Source organism: Pseudomonas sp. NPDC087615 (assembly GCF_044743445.1).
GTDB classification, from domain to species: Bacteria; Pseudomonadota; Gammaproteobacteria; order Pseudomonadales; family Pseudomonadaceae; genus Aquipseudomonas; species Aquipseudomonas baetica_A.
The window spans coordinates 50623-72339 of sequence record NZ_JBIUWM010000005.1 but is presented as its reverse complement, the minus strand read 5'-3'; the positions used below and the strand labels follow the sequence as shown (position 1 = coordinate 72339).

Sequence of the window (21717 nt, the reverse complement as noted above, 5' to 3'; positions counted from 1 at the left end):
ATTCCCTATATATCGACCTTTATTCTCGACAACGCCACAGCGCCTACCCCAACCGCGAGCCACAACGTCGCCAACCGCAACAACATCGTCGCCGCAATCGCATCCGGCAACGCCACGTCACCCGACACCAGTAACGTCACCATCACCGCTTCGGCACTGCCCAACCCGCCGGGCATAAAACTTAATGCCCCGGCCAACATGGAAACGGCATAAATGAACATCGCGAATGTCAGAGGTATACCCGCGCCCATGGCATTGAGAATCCAGTAAAACGCCAGCGCTTCCAGCCCCCAGGCCAGAAGACTCAACAACGTCGCGCCGATCTGGCGACGTGGGGTGTGGCAACTGTGGGACTGATGCAACACATGAACGACATGACGCAACAGGCGGGGAAACCAGCCGCTCCTTTGTTCGACCCGCCGATCAAGGGCACTGACAAGACCTGGTCGGGACACCAGCAAGACGCAGCACGCCAATAGCACCAGACAGGCGACGATCATCGACAACCATTCGGGATGCGCGCTCAGGCCGAACAAGGCCAATGCCACCATCGCCAGCAAATCCGACAGGCGCTCACTGAACAGCGCGGCAAAACTGTGTGGATAAGGCACGTCCCACCGCCTGAGCAAAACCCCGCGCAACGCCTCGCCAGCCTTGCCGGGGGTGGTGGTCAAGGCGAATCCTGCCAGATAGATTTTCAGACTCGGCCACCAAGGCAGTGGATGGCGCAGGGCATTGAGATAGATCTGCCAACGCAAAAATCGCAAACCGTAGCCAAGTAGAACCAGCCCGACGATTTGCCCACCCTGCCACCCCCCCACTCGACTGACGGCCGCGCTCACGGCCGACCACCCACCCCACAGGGAAACAGCCAGGTACGCGAGGGCGGAGCAGACCACCGAACCGATCAGCACCCGATAGCGCCACCCGGAGAGCATCAGCGCCTGGTTCATAGATTCAGCCTCTTGAAAATCGGCTGCGGTATGGCCCGAATCAACCACATGATCCACGCCCAGAATCCGGGTACATAAAGCACCGCCCTCTTGCGTTCAATACCTGAAACGATTCGTCGGGCAACGGCATCCGGTTGCGCAATCAGCAGCGCCGGTATCGCCAGCCCTTGAGTCATCGGCGTATCGACAAAACCGGGTTTGATAGTGATCACGTGCACTCCCGATTTGAACAAGCGTGCGCGCAACCCTTCGCAAAACGCGGTAACCGCCGCTTTGGCTGCGCCATACACATAATTGGAAGGGCGTCCGCGATCGCCGGCAACGGATGAAATGACGGCTAACGTGCCACGGCGCTGAACGGCCATGCCATTAGCCAACAGCGTCAGCAGGGTAATCACTGAAGTGGCGTTATTGGCAAATGCCTTCGCAGTCATCTCAACGGATTGTTCGCACTCACGTTGATTCGGCAAGGTGCCGTAGGCAATCAGGCAGATATCCACTGTCTGCAACGTCGTCAGGCAGCGCTCGAACATGACGGTGTGTTCGGCGGTATTGCTGACGTCCATCACATACGGTGTCACCGCTCGCGCACCTCGGGCCTGTAGATCAGCGCAGGTTTGCTGCAGCTTTTGCCCATCCCTGGCGACGAGAAAAAACTCGCTCCGTTCAGCCGCGCACAGTCGCGCGCAGGCGCTGGCAATGGCCGATGTGGCGCCCACAATCAATATTTTTTTCATCGCAGAACTCGCTGCCAGAAACGGGAAATCAGGGCCGGGTCGCGCAGTGCTTCCACTTGCTCCCAGGCGGGATAGGCTTGGCGAAAATCACTACCGCTCATGTGGGCGTCTTTCGCTGGGTACAAACGGCCATGCGCTTCGCGGACGATGGCATCCAGACGCGGCAAGAGCTTTTTCGTCAGGGCATTGTTCTGCGCAAAATCCAATGCCAGTGAAGTGCCCGGCATTGGAAAGGACAGCAGCCCGGGGGACGCCATATCGCCGCAGCGCTTGAGTACAGCGAGAAAGGAGCCGGAACCGCTGCGGGCGATGGAATTGAGTAGCTCGGACAAGGCTGCTTGCGCCACCGAGCTTGGCAAAACACACTGAAACTGCTGGAAGCCCTTGCGTCCGTAGATGCGGTTCCAGTGTTCGATGCCATCCAGTGGATAGAAAAACGGACTGTAGGCGACCGTCCGATATTGTCTGCTGGCCGGTTGTCGCTGCCAGTAATGACGGTTGAACAGTTTCAAAGTGAGCGGATTGATCAGCGACACCGGTGGCCGAATCGGCATGTGCAGCGAACGCGGTACTGCGGCCTGAAGTGCACCCGTTTCGCGATGATCGCCAGCGGTAAAAACACCGCGCCCTCGCGCATTGCCAGTGGCCAGACAGTCGATCCATGCAACGCTGTATTCGTGGCGGGCATCCATCTCGGCGGATAAGGCAAAGAAGTCATTCAGCCCCTCAAAACGAACCCGCGTGGTGTCGATCAGACTGGACTGGATCTTGCGCAGACGGATCTTCACCCAAGTGATGACCCCCGTCAGGCCCAGGCCACCCAGGGTGGCGGCAAACCACTGGGGATTCTCTGTCGGGGAACAGACCATCGGCGGTTGCATGGATCGGTGTAAACCAAAACTCACCACCGAATGGGCAAACGTACCGCACCGGTGATGGTTCTTGCCGTGTACATCATTGGCCACGGCTCCGCCCAGCGTGACATGCCGCGTCCCGGGTGTGACCTGCAAAAACCAGCCATGGGGGATAGACAGCAGCAAAATCTCGCCCAAGGTCACTCCGGCCTCGGCGCAAATCTCACCGTTCTCCCAGTCAGCCTCGATGAAGCGACTCAAGGGACGTAACTGCAACACATGATCACTGACGGCCAGACAGCTGTCGCCATAGCTGCGGCCATTGCCGAACGGCAACGTTGTACCGTGGGTTTCGATCAACCGCTGCCACTGCGATCCGACGTCAGTTTGCCAGTGGCAGGGGTGGCCGTTTTGCGGGGCAAAGGGGAAATTGCCCCATGACGAGAGTGACAAGGCCACGCGTGCTCGTTCATAACCGGCTTTCGCTGAATTACTCGACATAGTTGATCTCAAACTTATCGCTCGAATTCAGCGCACGAAACTCCGTCAGCACCGACTTAAGCTTGTCAGCGGATGCAGCGTCCACGGCATATAGAGAGACAGAGTCCTGCGCTGAAGTGATATTCGGAACAGCCAGTTTCAGACGGGCAATCTTTATAAAATTCGCGGGCCGCTGACGGAACCAGCCATCATAAATAAAAGCGTATTTAACATTGTGTTGCTTCATCAAAGCGCCAATCCAAAGCGAGTTGCTTTCCGCGCGCTTCAATTGCAACGCCTCATAACTCGCCAGACCGCCAAGATCCAATACATATTGATCGGTCGCCAATGAAACAAGCCCGAGATCATTAACTGCCAACGGCTCATTCAACCGAGAGGCAATCTTTGACATTACGTATTGCTGGTTATTGATATTCGCCGACGCCCATGGGGTACTCAACGTCACGTAAAAAAGCCCAGTAAAGGCCAATGGCAAACAACTGAAAACCATCACCATGCAGCGATCACTGAGATGCCTGCTACAGGCCGCTAGAAAAAACATGGCAATAAAAGCAAGCCAATAAATCTCATATCGACCGTACCACCCCGTCTTGCCAAATAGTGTATGACATAGAGTGACACTTAACAGCAGCATGATCAGCGACGTTCTACCTGAGTAATACCAGCAGAACATCAAGACGGCGAAGATAACCCACCCACCTTGCCTGCATTGATCCAGCGCATGTTCGGCAAGGGATTGCAGGCCAGAAATATCCGACTTTGCCAGTACCGAAGAGGGTAATAACCCCAGCCCCAGGCTGTTCAGGAAAAAGCTGAAGGATGCCAGGGCCAGCAGTATCGCGATACCGCAATACAATGGTCTGCTGCGTTCACCATTCAACAAGAGATAAACCAATGTGGGCAATGAAATCGCCAAACCTTCGTAGCGTACCAATGGCAGTAAAAAAATCGCCAGGTAGAGAATATTTGGCAACTTTGTCTCTTCAATAAACTCCTTGCGCACCATGCCGGCGGCAATCAAGCTCGTCAGATAAACTTGCAGGCTATGCTCCATCCCGTTAAAAATCAGCCCGAAAATATTTATTGAAAAAAAAAGCCCACACGTCACCACCAGAGGAAACTGACATCTCAGACGCTTCAACAAATCAACCACCAACAGAAATGTCAGAAACGCAAAAACAACATTGATCACCAACGGCACATAAAAAAACGCACGCCCCCACATTGAAAAAGGCGCGAGCATAAAAGGCCATATAATACTTGAGGATGGAGCGGAATACTCTCCAGCGTTTATGCCGTAATGCCCAGCCCATATATGTTTGGCCAGCGCCATATGGATATAAGGATCATCCAGCGTATAAATCATCACACCATGGTTCATGACCAGGATCGATAGAAACAACAAACCTGTCGGTACAAAAAAAACCAATAGGGCAGTCGATAGCCCTGAAGCGCTCACAAGTGAGCGTGCGCAAACATGGGTGTTTATTTCACTCATTGGCGAAGTCCTTTTCGAACCCGATTAATGAATCCCCAAACAGACCTGTCAATCGCCTTAGGCACTTTGTTCGTTGGTTGATCCGTTTCATGCCGCCGCCCAGAAAATCAGGCAGAACACCGCCCCCATCGCCAGACTCAAGCGATCGCGCAGTGCGAACACCACCGGGTCGTCATTCATTCGGCCGCGATGGGTCAGCAGCCAGATCCGGGTGATCCACAGCAGCAACACAGGGCAGGCAAGCCAGATCCATCGTGGATGCGCATAGAGCGCGATGGTCGCGCTGTCATGGATGTACAGCGCCAGCACCATGACGGTGAGATAACCGGACGCAGCGCCCAATGATGAAAGCATGGCCAGATCGGCGGGAAAGTAATCCCGGCCACCGGTTTTCCCGGTGATGCCACTGTGCAGGGCGACCAACAGTTCGGCATAGCGTTTGACCAGCGCCAGACTCAAAAACATGAACATGGAGAAGGCCAGCATCCAGCCAGTCAATTCCAGTTCAAAAGCGGCGCCACCGGCAATGATGCGCAGGGTGTACAGCAGCGCCAGGGTAATCACGTCGAGCGCCATCAGCCGCTTCAACACCAGTGAATAAATCAGTGTCAGCACGTAATAGCAGGCGAGCACCGCCACGAATGAGCGAGGCAGCCAAACCCAGGCGCCCGTGAAGGACACCAGCAAGAGCAAAGGAAAAACCATCAACCCGGACTTGATCGACAAAGATCCACTGGCGAAGGGTCGATGGCGCTTGGTTGGATGCTTGCGATCATCGGCAAGATCGAGCAGGTCATTGAGGACGTAGACACCCGATGCACACAATCCGAAAAACACGAAAGCCAGCACGCCGTGCCAAAGCGGCAGTGGATTGGCCAGTTGATGGGCGGCGAGCAGAGGGACAAAAATCAGCGCGTTCTTCACCCATTGATGAATGCGCAAGGCTTTATACCAACTCCTGAATGTCGTCGCGTCAGAGCGGATCACCTGAGCAATGTTGCCCAGGTGCCGAATGGCACGCTCGACGCCCGGGAACGGATTGACGACATAGGCATGCCTGGCGGAGCGCCATATCGGCAGATCGTCGAATGAATTACCGACGTAGTCGAACCCTTCCTCACCGTACAACGTCACCAGCACATCACGTTTGTGCGCCCCTGACAGGTTGCGCTCAAGCGTCGTCCCCAACACCTCATCAAACACCTGAAGGTGCTCGGCAATGCGCACTGCCAATGAGTAGTGGCTGGCCGTAGCGAGGACTATTTTTCGGCCGCTGTTGCGTTGCGCCTCAATCATCCAGAGTACGTCGGGATCGTAGGGCAAGGTCGCGACATCGATGTCCGTTGATTGCGCCAACTGCTCTTTCAAATACGCTTTGCCATGAGTGAGCCAGGCCAGCGGTTTCAGACATTGCAAAGGCTTGCTGCGCACAAAGGCCATTGCGCATTCGAACAGCAAATCGGACTTGAGGAGAGTGCCGTCCAGGTCGACCACGAAAGGTTGTGAAGTCACACGAGACTCGGACGCTGGAAGGCAATCAGTCACTGATACGTTCATATCCGACGCTCCCGAAAGAGCACAAACCGGAAAAAGCAGTACCCCAACAAAATATTCATCAGTGAAAAAGAAGCCACCGTCACCAAGCCGGGAAGATGACAGGCATCGGCAATCACGCCCACGCCGAAACTCACCGCGCCCATTGCGCCGACAAACATCAGGTAAGCGAACACCGACGTTTCTCTCTCGAACGTGTAAAGCGCGTTCACGTAAAACGAGAACGCAGCGGCCACGCAAAACGCCGCAAAATTGCTGGATGCCTGATCGAGGCCGACCGCGGTGCAGAGCACGAAAAATATTTGCCAGTGGATCAGCGCATCTGCAAAGCCGATCACGCCGGTTGCGGAGAATCCTTTCATGTCCGTTCCTTGCTGACTCCGACTTGTCGGGTCTTCAAGCTAGGCCATGGCGCAGGGGCGGTCTACTGTCAGAAATTACAGGTACGAGGGTTATTCCGACCAACGGTTATACGTATTTCATCCGTGCAGCGACCGCGCCGCCCTAATAAAAAAGCCCCGATCTCTCGACCGGGGCTTCGCCGTTTCAACGTCCTTCACTTACGAAGCCGAACGCACCGCGCCTTGCGACACCTGGGTCGGTTGCAGCTTGAACACGTAGAACAACACCGTCAGCACCACCAGGAATGCTGGGCCCACATAGAGCGCCACGCGGGTGTCGGGGAAGTACGCCATCAGGCCGACCACCAGCACCAGAAACGCCAACGCAAAGTACGAACTGACCGGGTACAGCCACATCTTGTATTTGAGGGCGGCACGTTCGCTGGCGCTCAGGCCTTTGCGGAATTTGAGCTGGGCCAGCAGGATCATGACCCAGGTCCAGATTGCGCCGAAAGTGGCAATCGACGTCACCCAGACGAAGACTTTTTCCGGCACCAGATAGTTGAGCAAGACACCCAGCAGCAGTGCGCCAATCGACAGCAGCAATGCGCGACGCGGCACGCCGTTATTGGACGTCTTGGCAAAACCGGCCGGGGCCTGACCATTCTGCGCCAGGCTGTAGAGCATGCGCCCGGTGCTGAAGATGCCGCCGTTGCACGACGACAATGCCGCCGTGATCACCACGAAGTTGATGATGCCGGCTGCGGTCTTGATGCCCAGACGCTCGAACGTCATCACAAACGGACTGCCCTGAGTGCCGATTTCGTTCCATGGGTAGATCGACAGGATCACAAACAGCGCACCGACGTAGAACAGCAGAATCCGCCAGAACACCGAGCCGATGGCATCAGGGATGGTCTTTTGCGGGTTCTTCGCTTCGCCTGCGGTCAGGCCGATCATCTCGACGCCGAGGTAGGCGAACATGACCATTTGCAGGGACATCAGCACGCCCTGCACGCCGTTTGGCATAAAGCCGCCGTGGCTCCACAGGTTGGAAATTCCCAACGCGACGCCGTCGTTGCCGAAACCGAAGGCGATTACGCCGATGCCGCCAATCACCATGGCGATGATCGTGACGATCTTGATCAGGGCGAACCAGAATTCGAATTCACCGAAGGCTTTGACCGCGATCAGGTTGACCGAGCCCATGCTGATCAGCGCCGCGAGGGCCCAGATCCAGCGCGGCACATCGGGGAACCAGATGCCCATGTACACGGCGACGGCAGTGATTTCCGCGACACAGGTCACCAGCCACAGGAACCAATAATTCCAGCCAGTGAGAAAGCCTGCCAACGGGCCGAGGTAGTCTTGCGCGTAGCGGCTGAACGAACCGGCCACCGGGTTATGCACGGCCATTTCGCCGAGGGCGCGCATGATCACCAGGATCGCCAGACCGCCAAGAATGTAGGAGAGCATGATCGCCGGGCCGGCCATTTCAATGGCCTTGGCCGAACCGAGAAACAGACCGACGCCGATACAGGCTCCGAGGGCCATCAGCCGAATATGCCGTTCGCCGAGTTCGCGTTTAAGCGGACCGCCCTGAGCGGTTTCGCCGTGAGGCAGGTGATTGCCAACTGGCATAGGGGTGCAACCTCGTCTTGTTATTGGATATGGCCACCGAGTGTTCAAGCGTTGGCCGATTAGCCTTGGCTCGTTGAAAACCGCGTCTGCTTCGTGGGCAAACGCGTCTTGCAGGACAGCCTGCAAGATCAGCGGGGCGTCAGTATAAAAACCTTGTCGTAGGTCTTTTCACTCTATAAACCACAAGATTCAGCGGGAGTTGTCGCAAAAATACCAGTAGACCCGGCGGATCAACTGGCAAATGTAGGAAAACTCGCCACCGAAAACGGCGGCGAGTATTGCACAACCTTGGTGCGTCGTCTTTTCGTCTGGCGTTTTTGTCCAGGTCGGAGAACCTTGACGAACGCTTTAATGGAGGGTCTGAACCGTGACCAGTTCTTCTGGATCAGGCAGTTCAACAGACGAAAGATTCTCAACGCGGTTGCGGCTAATGGAACTGTTATCAATATCGGCGGGATCAAATTCACTGACATTGAAGTCACGACCACCCCGCTTTCTTCCATAGGTGTTTAACGTCGCGGCCAGCGCTCCGCTTTCCAGTACTTTATGCATGCCCTGCCTCATGGATTCGGGGCTGGAAAACTTCGCAAATCCAGAGTTAGGCTCGTAAAAGAACCACTCTGGTCTACCGTTCCTGACTCTTATACCTGCAAGCATTGCATGGTCTTTTGAGGCCAGCCTGAGTGTTTTCGAATCAGGAGAACTTTCCAGTGCATCGATAATTTCGTCGGCATCCATTTTCTTCTTGGCTGCGCCCATATGAAAAGATTCCTTATTGTTCACCGTATTGTGAAACTCCGTCATGTCGCAGATAAATTCGGTGGATCCAGGCGCTTCTTTCGCCAGGGCAGCTCTGGGAATATTTTTCAGCAGTATGTCTTCGTTTCCATGGTGAATAGCATAAGCCATGGCATTTGAGAGTCCTGCACACTCACCTCTGGAAACCATATTGACGTGAGCCAGATAATGCCCCTGCGAAACAGGAACGACCTCGACAGCCAAACCCTTCAAATCCGCGGCAAGAAGGTTTGAACTATAACGAGCGTCGTTCAGAATTTTGGTTTTTATTTCCTTTGTCAAAGCCCCTATTTCTTCAGGCTTGAGACCAGGCTCTGATACCAATTCAATCAACTCATCAAATTTCATTCCAGGTGTGTAGCCATCGATTACGATTACATTCCCTTGCGTATAACCACGTTCAAAGGCTCGAAGATTATTCCTGTTCCGTGCAAATTCAACATTGTTATGAAAATTCAAATAGATACGGGAGTTTGCCTCACCGCCCAAGGTTCCACCCCAGCAAAAACGTTGAGGCGTGAAATTGCCCGGCGGACCATAAAGCCTGCGGGTGTCCAGGTTGTATGGGTACCAACTGTCATTTTTCAACACCCCCACGCCCTCGATACTTTGCTCACCCACTTTGAAGGTGCCCAGCACTGTCGGCCCGTGCGCCTTAGTGACTCCGAGCAGCAAGTCATACCCGCTCGCAGACGCCCGAAGTCTGTTCAATTGGTGCAGCCCTTTAACGCCCACGAACTTGATCCCCCGACCCAGTAACTGCACGCCTGCCGCTATACCACTCACCGGGTTGAGTTCGCCGATGACAACGGCCCCTATGATTTTCGCTACCTTGAGCGCTTTGCTGATTGCCGAAGCCGTCCTGGCCCCCACTTGTGCCAACTTTGCTGCGGCACCCACGCCTGCGGTGACGAATCCCAATACGTCGAGGAACAGATCAATGGCGCCGTCTACATAGTTACCCTCTACAAAATGGGTAATGGCGGATTTGAAGGGAATCAGGTTGAGCAAAAACTCCATGCGGGATTTCATGGCTGCCAATTCTTTGTCATACGTCGTCTGCCCCTGCGCAGCGTTCAGAATCTTCTCGCTGTCGTAATCAAGATGCTCAACGAAGGCATCAGCAATCGTCAGGGTTCTCTCGCTGGAATAACTTTTGGGAGGCAAGGCCTGCGTCTCGTTGCCTTGCTTGAGCTTCGCAGCGACCGATTCATCAGCGACATAAAAAGGTTCAGTGGTGTACACGGTGCTCGGAACATTCACGTTGGTTCGTTCGGCCACCTGGGCAGGGTCAGAACCACTTTTTTTGATCGAGTCGGCCCCCAAGTCAATGTGATACACACTTACTTTTTTTCCCGTTCCCCGCTCGACTCTCAATGTCAGTGTTGGACTGGTGTACGTCAGGTTTCTGCCAAAAAAGCTCGTACTCAGCTTGTAGGTCTTGTGTTGATAGAAATCGATTTTTCCATATTCGAGGTTTTCTCGGTCTTCCAGCGGCAACTCGGATATGAGGTGTTTTACGGTTAACCGGGCACCTTCCTTGAGGTTGCTCAGTGTCGTTGCAAACTGCTTCCTGAAAGTCTCCCGCACGCGAAGGTTCAGTTCGTTGATGTCGTGAATAACAGCGTTCAGAAGTTTGTCGCTGGATTTCCATCGATAATTGCCATCCATCATTGCAACGTCCAGCAACGAGTACTTGCCCTGCGGCCCTAGCACATCACTCGGCACGGGCGCGAGATGACTTAACACTTTTAACGAGCTGTCCCATTCAAGCGCGGCATGTTCAAACGGAAAGTCTTTGCCAAATTCTTTTTCAAGCCCGGCCAGCGCAATGCTTTGGCGACTTGAAAACACACTTTTCAACAACACTGGCGTATTGAGCCGGTCGATAAATTGAGCATTGAACTGTTCTTTTATTTCACCAAGTTCTACTTCGGTGTAGCGTTCATCGTCTTTCTTTTCTACGGCCACATGGACAACGCCCCAATCGATCAGCGCGATGGTCTGGGCGTACCGGGTAACGGCCGGATCGGTCATAGCAGCACTTTCAGCGCAGATCATGACCTGGGCAAAGGTCATATTCGCGAGCTTCCCCGGACATTGAGCTTCGATCGTCGCAGCGGCCACGGCCAGGTTGAACCACGCCGCACCGCCGTACTTGACGCCATCCGGGATGTCTTTGATCAGGAACAGAGGGGCATTCCTTGCCAACAATGCGTAGGCGCCTAACCCGGCCATTTCAGGGCCGCTGATGAGTTCTTTGATCAAGTGTTCACGTAGTTTGTTGAACACCGCCGAAACCGGTTCCCCCCAATGTTGACGACTGGCCAGATCAAAACCCGCGACGCTGTTGCGTTGAGTGTTTTCAATAGACAACGGATCAAGATTCAAGTGAATGGCGGCCAATGCGTATTCGGTGATGCTGGCGTCCGTGGAAATGCCTTTCAAACGGGTTTGTACCGCCATCCCAAGCGCTTGCCCGCGAGCGCTGGCAATGAGTGTTTCCAGTGCCTTGGCAGGATTCCCTAATGTTTTACTGTCAAGCGGATGGTGCAGGTACAAATGCTCCAGCAGTTGTTGCCCTGGCTTCCATAGTTCATCAAGACCTTCGATATAAAGCTGAACAGCGCTCAGCACTTCGTTCTGCTGATCAGTACTCAATGGCATCGGCCAGGACAAGGCGCCACCCAAGTCGCCAAGTGCAGACGGCGAGACACTTTCAGCTTCAAGCCTTGCAGACTCAAGTTGGCTTTCATAACTGGCAGACACCGAACCAGCATCCACCACAACATCATTTGCTTCGATCATACAATCTTCCTTGATAAATAAACGAAGCAAAAGTAAACAACAGGCGCCTTCAAATAAAAAACCGAAAACCGTTACTAACCTTATGTATTACCAAACAAAAGCACTATCCACTTACACACTTCAGCTTATTTGAATAACCTTTTAACAATCAGCAACTTCCTCCTGCACTCACGCGCCACAAAAAGTCGCAAGAGTCCGCCTGGCGTCTGGCCCCCTCATCGCGCCTCTTGGTCCGTGCTCGCTTCACAATTTCCCTCCTGTCGCCCACCACCGTCTAAGCTTCAGACAAGTCCGATCAATCTGCGTGAATGGATCAATCGACTATGGGCGCTTTGTGGCAAACCGACTCGAGTAAAGCCGTGGTTCCGACTGACCGTGTGGATGATGAAGCGCCTGTCCCTGAAAAAAACCGCCGCAACCGGCATGGGTGGAAGGCATTCTGGTTGTTGCTGCTGATTATCCTGATCGTGGTCGGGCTGGCGGCGGCCAAGGAAATGCGCACCTCGCGTTTCCAGGCCCATGAACTCAGCCGCTACGCAGCCTCACTGACCTACAAGCTTGAACCTGGTCCCAGCGAAGCGATTCGCTACCCCGGCAATGGGCCATTCGATTTGCGCCTGGGTTACAGCTCGCTCGATGAACTCCTGCCGCGCCTGCTCAAACGCGATTACGTGATCACCGAGCAGACCCGCTTCTCGCCGGCGCTGCTCAGCTATACCGGCAAGGGCATGTTCGTGCCCTATGCGGAAAAGACTCAGGCCGGACTCTCGATCACCGACTGCCGCGCTGCGCCGCTGTATCAGTACAACTATCCACAGCAGTTGTATTCGAGTTTCGCCGCGATTCCGCCGGCGGTGGTCAACAGCCTGCTGTTCATTGAAAACCGCTTTCTGCTCGACCCCAGACAACCGATGACCAACCCGGCGGTGGACTGGCCGAGGTTCGGCATGGCCGCGTGGTCGCAAGTGGCGAAGTTGCTGCACTTGCCCGGGCAATCGGCGGGTGGCAGCACGCTGGCGACGCAACTCGAAAAGTACCGGCATTCACCCGATGGCCTGACGGTGTCCGGCGCCGAGAAGCTTCGCCAGATGATCTCCGCCAGCGTGCGCGCCTATCAGGACGGCCCGCAAACCCTGACCGCGCGGCAGAACATCGTTCGTGATTACCTCAACAGCGTGCCGCTGTCGGCCGTGCCTGGCCACGGTGAAGTCCATGGCATGGCCGAAGGGTTGCGGGTCTGGTACGGCAGCGACTTCAATAAGGCCAACGAACAGTTGAACAGCCCGGCGACCGACCCGAAAACCATGGCTGATAAAGGCCTGGCCTTGCGTGAAATGCTGTCATTGATGATCGCCCAGCGTCGTCCCTCCCATTACCTGAACAAGGGCCACGAAGAACTCGCCGATCTCACCGACAGCCATTTGCGCCTGCTCAAGCAGAACGGCGTGATCGACACCGCACTCGCCGATGCCGCACTGGCCAGCCAGGTCAGCTATCGCGACTGGCAGACCCAGCCCACTCTTCAGCCGATTGAAACCAACAAAGGTATCAACGCTGCTCGTAGCCGCCTGGCCGCGATGCTCAATCGTTCGCTGTACGACCTTGACCGCCTCGACCTCTCGGCCACCAGCACGCTGCAAGGCGACCTGCAAACCCAGGTCACCGCTTACCTGAAAAAACTCGCCGACCCGGCCTACGCCGCTGAAATCGGCCTGCTCGGTGAACGGCTGCTGACGCCTGTCAGCACTGCTCAGGTGCGCTACAGCTTCACCTTGCTCGAACTCACCCCCGACGGCTCGCGAGTGCGGGTGCAGACCGACAGCACCGACCAGCCCTTCGACATCAACGAAGGCAGCAAACTCGAATTGGGCTCGACGGCGAAGATGCGTGTGCTCACCACGTACCTGCAAATCATCGCCGAGTTGCACGACAAGTACGGTGCGCTGAGCGTACCGGAACTGAAAAAGGTCGACGTCCCCGACCAGGATCGCCTCAGCCAATGGGTCATCGATTACCTGATCCAGAACAAGGACCACGACCTCTCGAAAATGCTCGGTGCAGCGCTGGACCGCAAATACTCGGCCAGCCCCGGCGAGGCGTTTTTCACCGGTGGCGGGTTGCACGTTTTTCATAACTTTCGCAAGGAAGACAACGGCCGCATGCCGACCCTGCGCGACGCCCTGCGCGAGTCGATCAACCTGCCGTTCATTCGTCTGATGCGCGATGTGGTGCGTTACACCACTTACTCCGGTCCCAACAGCAGCGCCGAACTGCTCAAGGACGACCGCGACCCAAGGCGTCAGGAATACCTGGCGAGCTTTGCCGACCGTGAAGGTACATCGTTCTTGCTCAAGTTCTGGAAGAGGTACAAAAACAAAGACACCCAGGCGCGGCTCGAAACCTTCCTTGACAGCATGCGTCCGACCCCGATCCGCATGGCCGCCGTGCACCGTTACCTGTTGCCGAACGCGACTCAGGAAGACTTCAACCGCTTCGTGCGCTCGCACCTCAAGGACGCCAAGCTCACTGTAAAACTCACCGACGATCGCCTGATCCGGCTCTATGACGCTTATGGCCCGGGCCGCTACGACCTCCCGGACCAGGGCTTCATCGCCAAGGTTCACCCGTTGGATCTGTGGCTGATGGGTTACCTGCTGAACAACCCGGACGCGACGTTCAGTCAGGTCGTCAAGGCCAGCCACTTCGAACGTCAGGAAGTCTATAGCTGGCTGTTCAAGAGCAAACACAAGGGCGCCCGTGACAGCCGCATCCGCACCATGCTCGAGATCGAAGCCTTCCTGGAGATTCACCAGCGCTGGAAAAAAGTCGGCTACCCGTTCGATCATCTGGTGCCATCGCTGGCCACCGCCATCGGCAGCTCCGGCGACCGTCCGGCAGCGCTCGCGGAGTTGATCGGCACCATTCTCAACGATGGCGTGCGCATGCCGACCCTGCGCATCGACAGCCTGCACTTTGCCGCCGACACGCCTTATGAAACGCGGCTGATCAATGACCCGCATGTTGGCAAACGGGTGATGCCGTCGGAAGTTGCCACCGCCATGCGTGAAGCGCTTTCACAGGTGGTCGACGCCGGTACGGCCAAACGTGTTTCCGGCAGTTTCAAACTGGCGGATGGCAGTCCGCTGGCCATGGGTGGCAAAACGGGTACGGGCGATAACCGCATCGAGGCCATCGGTTCGGGCGGACGCATCCTCAGTTCGAAGTCGATCAACCGTACGGCGACCTTCGTGTTCTACATCGGCGATCACCATTTCGGCACCCTTACCGCGTTCGTTCCGGGGCCTTCGGCCGAGAACTTCAAATTCACTTCAGCCTTGCCAGTACAGGTGCTCAAGGGCATGGCACCGTTTCTCACGCCGTATCTGCAACCGGGCAGCGACCTGCAATGCCACCCCGCACAGAGTACAAACGTTGCGATGATCAATCCGGTACGTCTGAAGACGAGGTAACAAATCGTGTCAGTCGTTTCCGATTCAGCGTGACGTTTTTTCTTCGCAGCGGGTGGTACTTATGTATTTTTCGAATTCGAATTTTCGTCGGGTTGATGCCCCACAGCGCCGTTTGCCGCCTGAACTTTGAACTTTTGTTTTGCCCTTGCGCCGGTAGGCTGATCACTCCTCAAACAATCAAGGATGATTGGCCATGTCTCCCATACCCGAGTCTGCCGAAAACGCAGAAAAAGGTCGGCACTACGAATTCATCAAGTCCGCCGTCAGCGACAGTTTCAAAGGCGCCACCGTTGCCCGGGGCCAAGCGTTGGCAGCCGTGCCACTGAAGATCGAACCCTGGTACTTGAAGGCGCCAGACACCTGGCTGGAAAAGCTCGCTGCCGCCAATCTCAAGGCCTGGGCCTCACAAAACCCGGTTGACCACCTGATGGCGAAAACCGATCTGCATGCCTTCGCCGAGCCGTTGCTCAAGGCCGCAATCAAACGGCGCCATGGCCTGGAACTCGATGTCAAGAAAACCTACCTGCGCCTGTACATGCCCAAAGACCAGCCCTGGTACACGATCAAGCTCTCGGGCGGAGTGACCAGTCGAACGGTTTCCCTGCTGGACGCCGCGCTACACAACTTCGCCAAAAGTGAAACGGTTGATCGCGGCTCCGAGTACATCAGCCAACCCGATGAACGCGGTTTGTTCGACGTCTTGCCTATCAGACACAGCATGTCCATCGCCCAGTTTCAGACGCTATGCCGGGATCTGGACATCGGCGCTCATTATGAAAAGCATTTGCACAGGTACCTGTTGCCCGGCGAGCCGGTGGCTGAAGCCGTTCTGAAAAACAGGGTGATACAAAGCCAGCAAGACGCCCTCACCGCGGCCGCTTACATGGCGCTGATCAAGAACGACATCCAGGTCGACACCTGCACAATGCTGTTGAACCTGGCCGAAGACAAACCGCAACTGCTGCTCAATGGCCGCGCCATGTTGTGCTGCGACCTGTCGATTCTCAGCACCCGGCTGACCGGCATTCTCCTGCTCATCGATGCGGTACGCGACAGCCGCGGGATTCGACGCGTGATCGCCTATGTCCCCCATGATCCGGATCATCCGCTCAAGGAGTACGACTCGCTCAAGGCGTTCAAGGACGAACTGACCCGCCAGTTGCGCGAAAACAAATACATCGAGTCAACCAAGCAAACGTATCGCCAGTTCTTCAGCGATTTCGTCGATCAGCAGCAGCGTGGGCACTTCTTTGCCGAACTGGAGCAACGGCTGTTCATTTATCGGTATCACCCGCGCCAGGATCCGACCGACCAACGACCGCCATGGCGCCAGGACCCGGTGGACAACCCGAACCTGCAATTTGATCGTGTGCAGTTGCAAGGCAACTACTGGCGGCACCTCTATCAACAAAAGTTCAACAAGATCCTGAATGATGCCCGGGAGTTAGCCGTCTCCACCGCCGACACTGACAGCAAGGCACGCTGGGCCTGGTGGGAAAATTTCCAGAAAATGCTCTCGGACATTCTCAACGTCGCGCTGTTGGTCGTCACACCGTTTGTACCGGTGCTGGGCCAGTTGATGTTGGCTTACACCGCTTACCAACTGGCCACCGACGTTATCGAGGGGATTGTCGATCTGGCCCAAGGGCAGTCGCTGGAAGCCGGCGAGCATCTGATCAGTGTGGTAACCGACGTCATTCAACTGGCAGCCTTTGCCTCGGGCGCAAAAATCGGCGAGGTCGTTCGCGTCAAGCTGTCATCGCTGGTCGACGATATGAAACCGGTGAAACTGCCCAATGGCAAACCCAGCCTCTGGCATCCCGACATCAAGCCTTACGAGCGCAACGACATCAACCTGGCACCCGACGCGAAACCCGACAAGCATGGCCTGCATTTGTACGGCGATGAAAGGGTCTTGCTGTTGGAACGTAAACTCTACGCGGTCGAAAAAGCATCGAGCGAACCGACGTCCAAGACCCATCGCATCAAGCACCCGACACGCCCAAACGCTTATAAACCGCTCATCGAACACAACGGTCACGGTGCCTGGGTGCAGGAAATAGAAAACCCGCGCGACTGGGACTTTGCGACGTTGATGCGTCGTGTCGGGCACAGCGTGGAAGGCTTTTCGCCGGTGCAACGGGAACAGATCCGTGTGATCAGCGGCACGCACGAAAACCAACTGCGCCAAATGCATATCGATAACACTGCACCGCCGCCGCTGCTGACCGACACCATCAAGCGTTTCAGTGCCTATGACGATGCCCGAGTCGCCAGTGCGAACATCCGCAATGGCCGCCCCATCGACCCGCAGGCCGTCTGGTTCGAGCCGCTGCTGACGAGGCAGCCAGGCTGGCCACGCACCAAGGCGCTGAAGATTTATGAAAGCGCCGACCTGCAGGGTTACGCGCGCACATACGGCGATGCCAATGCAGCGGATGCCGATACCCTGAGCATCAGCCTTGCGGATCTCACCTCGGGCAAACTGCCGGAACGGTTGGCAAATTTCCTCGACGATACTGAGTTCAAACAACTGCTTGGTCGCGACGTCCCTCGCAGCGACCGGGCAACAGCGGTGCGCAACCTGCTCGCGGATGCCGTCGACACGCGCCAGAAAGATGTCTCCAATTACCTGTATCAAGTGGGTGAAAAATCAAACAAGGCCGATATTCGCGCCGTACAAAAAACATTCCCGCAGCTCCCGTTGCCGTTGGCCGAGAAGGTCGTGGCCCTGGCAAAACCGGCCGAGTTGCAACGTATCGCAGACGAAAACCACTTGCCACTGCGCCTCAAGGCGCAGGCGCGGGAACTGGATTTCGAAGCGTCCACCGCCCGCGCCTATAACGGTTTTTTCCAAGAGCAATGGATGCTCCCGGAGACCGAGCGACTGGCACTCAACACCCTCAAATTCAACACCGACACCTTTGCCGATGTGCGTTTGGACGTGCACGACGGCAGCTACGACGGCCCGCTGCGCTGCAGCGTCGGCGCGGATGATGCAACCACCGTCAGACGTCTGGTTCGTGACGAACATGGCCGCTATGAAGTGCTCGACGCCAACAATCGCACGCTGCATGAAGCCGACGACTTCTACGAGTCGATCCTGCATGCCCTGCCTGACGAAAAACTGCAGGCAACGGGCTACCGGCGCGGTCAGGGTCAACGCCTCAAACAATGGCTGTTGGAAACATCCGCCGAACCGGCCGAGCGCCGCAGCGTGATGGCCGAACCACCGATTCGTCGAGTGGCCAGTGTTGAAACCGAAACGCTGACAGGCCGATGGCCGTGGCCCTGGGCGCAAAACACCCCGGAACAGAAAGTCCGAAAGCTGTACCCGAAAATGTCTGAGCATCAGGCAAAGGTGTTCATCGAAAAGCTGCGCAAGAATGGTGATCCCACTGACGCAATCAAACACCTGGAAGGCGAACGCGAGCAATTGCGCACAGAGATGCAAAATTGGCGGGAAAGCTACCCGCCCGATGTGGATGGCTCGGGAGAACCGATCCCCGGAGTATCGACGCAGTACATGCAGGAGGGCGGGAGGCATATCGAGGAACGGCTGCTTGAGTGCTTCGAGCGTCAAAACGACACTTATGCCGAGCACAGCAACCCTCAAGAGCAAGGCTATTCGCTGGACCTGTCCAGCTCGCTTTCGCGGCCGAACCTCGATCGTTGGTGGGGCGATCTGCGCAAGCGGCCCGGGATGAAGAGACACCTCGACCAGATCACTGCGCTGAAACTCGATAAAACGCGTTTCTCGACATCGTCCGATGGCGTGCTTGGCAGTTTCCCCAAGCTACGTGAATTGAGCGCGCGTCAGTGTGACCTGACGGAGATCCCTCCCACCCTCGGAGAAATGCGTCACCTCCAGAGTCTGGATCTGACCGACAACCGCATCAAGTTGACCGTGCGTTCAAATGAACAACTTGGCGGTTTGATTCGCCTGCGATCACTGAACCTGAACGGTAACCCGTTGCGCCAACCACCCGATGTCGGGCGGATGTATCGCTTGAAAGACCTCAGTCTGGCCAATACCGATATCCAGTCCTGGCCCGAGGGCCTGTTCAAGGTCGGCTCGGTGGACAAGCATCGTCCCCGCGGTTTCATGCTGGATATGCGTCATACGCCGATCAATACGCTGCCCGAAGTCACACCGGGTTCCGATCAGGCCTTTATCCTCAGTCGTGCGCGTTTCGACACGGCGAAGCTTTCCAATGAGGCTCGGGTACGCTACGGCACTTATCGCCAATCCACCGGCATGGCCTTTGTGCAGACCGATTTTCCGGCCGCCACAAACGAACTAAGCCACTGGAAATCGTTTCCCGGTGAACCGGACGGGTTTGGTCCCTCGGCGTCTTTGAGCAAGTACCGCGAAGAGTCCTGGCACGATCTGATGGCCGAGCCAGGCTCCGCAGATTTTTTTGCCGTCATTGCCCGGCAGAGGCGAACCGCTGATTACCAGAACACGCAAACACGCCAACAACTGACCCAGCGTGTCTGGGAAATGATCGATGCCGCCGCGCTGGATTCCGACCTGCGTGAAGAACTGTTCAAACAAGCCAGAGAGCCCGATAGCTGCCGCGACGGCGGCGCCTATCTGTTCAACTCCATGGGCATCAAAGTGCTGGTCTCGAGGGCCTATGCCGAGCCGGCCTCGGCCCTTGCGCTTGACCACAATCTGGCGAGGCTGGCCCGCAGCCGCGCACGCCTGAACATCGTCGGCGATATCGCTCGAGAAGAAATCGGCCGTCAAGAGCAACAGCATCTGATCGATCCGTCGAACAATCGCGCGCCGGATGATCTTGAAATCCATATGGCCTATGAAACCGGGTTGGCGGAACGGCTGGAGCTGCCTTGGCAATCAAAAGGCATGCTTTACCAGCAGCGATCAGGCGTTACCCAGGCGAAGATCGACGCGGCCTATGACTCGTTCAAGCTGCGCGAAAGCGGCAACGGACTGGTCGACGGCATGATTGACCCTAACGGGGATGATTTCTGGGAACGCCATTTGCGCAAAACCCATCCGACACAATATGAGCGCAATGATCTGCGGTTCGAGGAAAAACCGGGCCTGCTGGATGAGTTGCGCCTGGCACAAGCGGAGTACGCCAATGCCAACGCGCAGACTCAGATGAACCCGTTGATACGAAAGATGGAAACCCTGGCCGATCAACTGAACATTCCCCACGCGGATATTTTCAGCGGCGAGGCCATGAGTCAGGCGCGGTACGACCGACTGCTGAACAATATCGGTTATTCGCGTAACGAACTGTCCAGACAATTGACCCGCGAAGCGTTGATCAGCATCGGCCATTGACCCTCGCAAGGCGCCAGCCCTGAACCCGGGGCTGGCCAACTGATGCGCACTAACCCACCTCCGAATCCCAGATCACCGTGATATTGCCCCTGTAAATTCGGCCTTGGGCGTTGTCGATCATCCAGTGGGTTTGCTGTTCATCCACTTCGAAATGCAGGGTTCCCGGCTTGCGATCGATATAGAAGCCAGGTTGAAACGGTGCTGTCGCCTCGATCCCCAAGCGCTTGCGCGTGACCGCTTGCCCGGCGCTGTCGGTCAAGCCGTTGGGCAAACTGACACTGACGTCCACCGCGCCCGCGAACCCCTGCCCATCTGCAATGGCGCACCCCGAGCCCACGCCCAGACGGTGCTCGCATTCAAGCTTCATGGTGAATTTCGACGACGCCGAGATATGGAATATCTGATCGCGGTAAAGGCGCGAAGGCTTGCGTCCACTGTCCAGCCAGCGTTGCCAGCCGCCTTGCGGTTCCAGTACGACTTTGTCGCCCCCGGGTGGAATATCCACTTTCAGGGTGTGCTGCACGTCCAGCACAAAATCGAGGGTGAGGCTGCTGTCGTCCGGCTCAAACAGTTTGCCCATATCGAAATCCCCTCCAGGTCCCAGGCTGTAAGTCAAGGAACCGGTATAACGGCCGGTAGACATGTTCAACGGGTTGGGTGTGCGCAGCTCGTAGGCGAAGTCCAGCTTGTCGAAATACATCGACGGAATGTGGTACGCCGGCACTTTAAGACAGTGGGCCTCTTGCGTGGTTTTCCAGAAAAACCGCCAGCTGTCCTCCTCGTAGGCGCCTTCGCCGCTGTACCAGCAAGGGGCAGGTATTGCTTGTACCCAATTACCCGTGGTCCATAACCTGCTATGGCCTTCAAGTGCATTGCTGCCGCCGGCCAGTCGCACAGCCGGATGGCTCAAAACATACCTGGAGCCCATGCCAGTAATGCGTATTTCCACAGATTGCGTTTCCTGTGTCTGGCTGTTTGTGACGGTCAGCCGCCGCAAATTGGCGGGGGCTTTTACTGCCGCCCAGTCAAAGATGCCTACGTAGCGGGTAGAACTGAAACGTATGGGTAATTCGATGCTGAACATGCCGTTATTTTCACATTGGCCCGGATAGGTGGCGCAATAACCGCTGTTCGGCGTTTTGTTGACGAACGTCATCTTGTCTGGTCTGGAAGAATCCGGTTGGAACAACGCATGGATCTCCTGATTGATCGCCTGCGCCTGAGGGATGCTCAACGCCGCCATCC

At 56.1% G+C, this 21717-nt stretch carries 11 protein-coding genes; 2 read left to right on the top strand and 9 right to left on the bottom strand.

Annotation, left to right across the window (positions count from 1 at the left end; all coding sequences use genetic code 11):
* Positions 1–5: 5 nt before the first annotated feature.
* From ACIOU6_RS04490 to ACIOU6_RS04455, 8 genes are all read right to left on the bottom strand, one after another.
* Complete coding sequence (locus tag ACIOU6_RS04490; protein WP_401134189.1) at positions 6–953, bottom strand: YbhN family protein; 948 nt, start codon at positions 951–953, stop codon at positions 6–8.
* Entirely contained in the window at positions 950–1690 is a 741-nt protein-coding gene (locus ACIOU6_RS04485) for an SDR family oxidoreductase (RefSeq protein ID WP_401134187.1), read from the bottom strand. The genes ACIOU6_RS04490 and ACIOU6_RS04485 overlap by 4 nt, the downstream gene beginning before the upstream one ends.
* Positions 1687–3003 (bottom strand): FAD-binding protein, encoded by a 1317-nt coding sequence (locus tag ACIOU6_RS04480; protein ID WP_401134185.1) that lies wholly within the window; start codon positions 3001–3003, stop codon positions 1687–1689. The genes ACIOU6_RS04485 and ACIOU6_RS04480 overlap by 4 nt, the downstream gene beginning before the upstream one ends.
* 31 nt (positions 3004–3034) lie before the next feature.
* Positions 3035–4543, bottom strand: coding sequence for a hypothetical protein (locus ACIOU6_RS04475; protein WP_401134183.1), 1509 nt, complete (start codon positions 4541–4543; stop codon positions 3035–3037).
* An 87-nt stretch (positions 4544–4630) separates the two neighbouring features.
* The gene (locus tag ACIOU6_RS04470; protein ID WP_221732134.1) at positions 4631–6100 is read right to left on the bottom strand and encodes a UbiA family prenyltransferase; all 1470 of its coding nucleotides are present in this window, start codon (positions 6098–6100) and stop codon (positions 4631–4633) included.
* Positions 6097–6459, bottom strand: coding sequence for a GtrA family protein (locus tag ACIOU6_RS04465; protein ID WP_401134179.1), 363 nt, complete (start codon positions 6457–6459; stop codon positions 6097–6099). The genes ACIOU6_RS04470 and ACIOU6_RS04465 overlap by 4 nt, the downstream gene beginning before the upstream one ends.
* Positions 6460–6657: 198 nt before the next feature.
* Complete coding sequence (locus ACIOU6_RS04460; protein WP_221732136.1) at positions 6658–8079, bottom strand: amino acid permease; 1422 nt, start codon at positions 8077–8079, stop codon at positions 6658–6660.
* Positions 8080–8427: 348 nt separating this feature from the next.
* Positions 8428–11685: a hypothetical protein gene (locus tag ACIOU6_RS04455; protein ID WP_401134176.1), complete on the bottom strand. Its 3258-nt coding sequence runs from the start codon at positions 11683–11685 to the stop codon at positions 8428–8430.
* A 323-nt stretch (positions 11686–12008) separates the two neighbouring features.
* On the opposite strand from ACIOU6_RS04455, the gene ACIOU6_RS04450 reads away from it, so the two are divergent.
* Together ACIOU6_RS04450 and ACIOU6_RS04445 are read left to right on the top strand one after the other, a co-directional pair.
* Positions 12009–15155, top strand: coding sequence for a transglycosylase domain-containing protein (locus ACIOU6_RS04450; protein WP_401134174.1), 3147 nt, complete (start codon positions 12009–12011; stop codon positions 15153–15155).
* A gap of 193 nt (positions 15156–15348) precedes the next feature.
* On the top strand, positions 15349–20472 hold the full coding sequence (locus tag ACIOU6_RS04445) for an NEL-type E3 ubiquitin ligase domain-containing protein (protein WP_401134173.1): 5124 nt from the start codon (positions 15349–15351) through the stop codon (positions 20470–20472).
* A 49-nt stretch (positions 20473–20521) separates the two neighbouring features.
* Here the strand turns inward: ACIOU6_RS04445 and ACIOU6_RS04440 are convergent, their stop codons facing one another.
* A complete protein-coding gene (locus ACIOU6_RS04440) occupies positions 20522–21715 on the bottom strand; it encodes a hypothetical protein (protein ID WP_401134171.1) in 1194 nt (397 codons plus the stop codon).
* Between the last annotated feature and the right edge of the window lie 2 nt (positions 21716–21717).

Excerpts from the sequence above, each read along its gene's own strand:
- ACIOU6_RS04440 (WP_401134171.1), bottom strand. The coding sequence starts at position 21,715 with ATGGCGGCGTTGAGCATCCCTCAGGCGCAGGCGATCAATCAGGAGATC.
- ACIOU6_RS04485 (WP_401134187.1), bottom strand. The coding sequence starts at position 1,690 with ATGAAAAAAATATTGATTGTGGGCGCCACATCGGCCATTGCCAGCGCC.
- ACIOU6_RS04445 (WP_401134173.1), top strand. The coding sequence starts at position 15,349 with ATGTCTCCCATACCCGAGTCTGCCGAAAACGCAGAAAAAGGTCGGCAC.
- ACIOU6_RS04490 (WP_401134189.1), bottom strand. The coding sequence starts at position 953 with ATGAACCAGGCGCTGATGCTCTCCGGGTGGCGCTATCGGGTGCTGATC.
- ACIOU6_RS04460 (WP_221732136.1), bottom strand. The coding sequence starts at position 8,079 with ATGCCAGTTGGCAATCACCTGCCTCACGGCGAAACCGCTCAGGGCGGT.
- ACIOU6_RS04475 (WP_401134183.1), bottom strand. The coding sequence starts at position 4,543 with ATGAGTGAAATAAACACCCATGTTTGCGCACGCTCACTTGTGAGCGCT.
- ACIOU6_RS04465 (WP_401134179.1), bottom strand. The coding sequence starts at position 6,459 with ATGAAAGGATTCTCCGCAACCGGCGTGATCGGCTTTGCAGATGCGCTG.
- ACIOU6_RS04470 (WP_221732134.1), bottom strand. The coding sequence starts at position 6,100 with ATGAACGTATCAGTGACTGATTGCCTTCCAGCGTCCGAGTCTCGTGTG.
- ACIOU6_RS04455 (WP_401134176.1), bottom strand. The coding sequence starts at position 11,685 with ATGATCGAAGCAAATGATGTTGTGGTGGATGCTGGTTCGGTGTCTGCC.
- ACIOU6_RS04450 (WP_401134174.1), top strand. The coding sequence starts at position 12,009 with ATGGGCGCTTTGTGGCAAACCGACTCGAGTAAAGCCGTGGTTCCGACT.